General features: G+C 30.1%; 2 protein-coding genes and 1 pseudogene. All 3 read right to left on the bottom strand.

What is annotated here, in order from left to right; translation table 11 throughout:
• Nucleotides 1-29 precede the first annotated feature (29 nt).
• The gene (locus JWF52_RS12030; protein ID WP_208333806.1) at nt 30-1,067 is read right to left on the bottom strand and encodes an ABC transporter substrate-binding protein; all 1,038 of its coding nucleotides are present in this window, start codon (nt 1,065-1,067) and stop codon (nt 30-32) included.
• 158 nt (nt 1,068-1,225) lie between these two features.
• Nucleotides 1,226-2,029 (bottom strand): ABC transporter permease, encoded by an 804-nt coding sequence (locus JWF52_RS12025; protein WP_208333805.1) that lies wholly within the window; start codon nt 2,027-2,029, stop codon nt 1,226-1,228.
• A pseudogene (locus JWF52_RS12020) lies at nt 2,016-2,201 on the bottom strand (ABC transporter ATP-binding protein); the annotation flags it as partial. The gene JWF52_RS12025 and the pseudogene JWF52_RS12020, both read right to left, overlap by 14 nt.

Below are 2,201 nucleotides of genomic sequence, written 5' to 3'. Positions count from 1 at the left end.
TTAAAGCATATCTCTATTTTATATTGAATCTATTTATTATTAGATATAGCAGTATTTGCAAACTCAGTATTAACTATGTCGCTGTAAGGAGGTTCTTTATCTAATTCATTAGCTTCTTTCATAACGTTCATTAAAGCATTTAAAGATTCTTCTTTTAATAGAGGATCAGTAGACCATGCATCTATTGACTTATATCTATCAACGACTTTTACTAAATCATCCATTTCTATATCTTCAAAGAATGGATGCATAGCTTTAGCTATTTCTTCGTTAGAAGCAGTTTTAACCCATTGTTGACCTTTATATAATGCGTTAGTAAATCTTTGTATTAAATCAGCATTATTATCCATATATGACTTAGTAGTAGAATAAGCAGTATAAGGTATTTCACCAGAGTCTTTACCTATTGAAGCTACTATATGTCCGCTACCTTCTTTTTCCATTTGAGTTCCAGTTGGTTCAAATACTGTTGTAAAATCAGCTTCACCACCAGCAAAAGCACCTGCCATTACCCCAAATTGAACGTCGGTTCTAAGGTTAGTTTCACCCTTAGCAGTATTTTCACCTATTTTAAGTCCATTTTTCTTTAATACATATTCAAACGTCATTAGAGGAACTCCACCTTTTCTTCCTCCAAGAATCTCTTTACCTTTTAAATCTTCGTATTTGAAATTAGGCATTTCTTCTCTAGCCATTAAGAAACTTCCGTCTCTTTTAGTAAGTTGAGCAAAATTTACTGCATAATCCTTGCTTCCTTGATTATAAACATAAATTGATGCTTCAGGGCCCATAAGACCGATTTGAGCTTCTCCTGATATTAAAGCAGCCATAGTTTTGTCAGCACCTTGAGTATTTATGATATCAATATCAATACCTTCATCCTCAAAAAATCCTTTTGTTATAGCTGCATATTGTGGAGCATAAAATACTGAATGAGTAACTTCTGCAATAGTAACTTTATCTAATTTTTTTTCTTGTGGAGTTTTAGTAGTGTTATTTGTGCATCCTGTAAGGCAAAGGGCGCTTAATGCTAAGGAGCTAGTAAGCGTAATAAACTTTTTAAACATATTAATCCCCCTTATATAAAAAGTCTGTAGTATTAAAAAATACTAACGATATTACATATTATTAGTTTTACAGTTTAATTGTTACTTTTAATAAGATGCACAACATAATTTATAAATTTTTTATTATATATAATTAATCTTCTTAAATTTAAAAAATATTATCTTCTTGAATTATATATTTTTTCAACAATATTTAAAATTTCATACATAACCCAAGCACAAAATGCTAAGACAAAGACACCCATCATAACTAAATCTAATTTAAATACTTGGCTACCATAAACTATTAGATATCCAATACCACTTCTAGAAACTAAGAATTCCCCTACTATAACACCAACCCATGCCATACCAATATTTATCTTAGTAAGGTTTATAAGGTTTCCTATATTTGCAGGAAGTATTAGTTTAAATAATACTTGATGCTTTTTTGCTCCAAAACTTTTAAGCATTTTAACTTTTTCTTCATCAACGCTTATAAAGTATTGATAAGCTGATAGTATTGTAACAACTACTGAAATAGTAACTGCAGTTACTACTATACCGGAAATTCCAGCTCCCGCCCAAACTATAATAATAGGAGCTAGTGCAGTTTTAGGAAGAGCATTTAATACAACTAAAAAAGGATCTAATATTTTTGATAATTTTTTAGACCACCATAGAGCAATTGCTACTAATATTCCAAGAACTGTACCAATTACAAGTCCAAGTAAAGTTTCATAAACTGACACCCATACATGTTCTAGAAGTTGGCCATTTTGGATATATTTCATAAATAAGTGATATATATCACTTGGCTTACTAAATAAGAATGTATTTATAATATTGTAATTTGCAAGAACTTCCCATAAAACTAAAAATCCTACCAATAAAATTATTTGAAAGAATAATACATTTCGTTTTTCGACTTTAGTCTTTTTAATATAATCTAAATAACCTTGAGAATCTTTACTTAACCTCATTAGAATCAAACTCCTTCCATAATTTATCGAAGTAGTCTTGGAACTTTGGAACCTTACGTGTTTGGAGAGGTGTTAAATCATTATCTTCACGAAGATTTATAGTGTATATACCTTTTACGGTAGAAGGTCGTTTAGATAGTACAGCTACCTTGTCAGACATACTAATAGCTTC

Source organism: Clostridium sp. CCUG 7971, assembly GCF_017590215.1.
GTDB lineage: Bacteria > Bacillota > Clostridia > Peptostreptococcales > Peptostreptococcaceae > Faecalimicrobium.
Note: the sequence above shows the minus strand (reverse complement) of the source record. Positions and strands in the feature narration are given on the sequence as shown.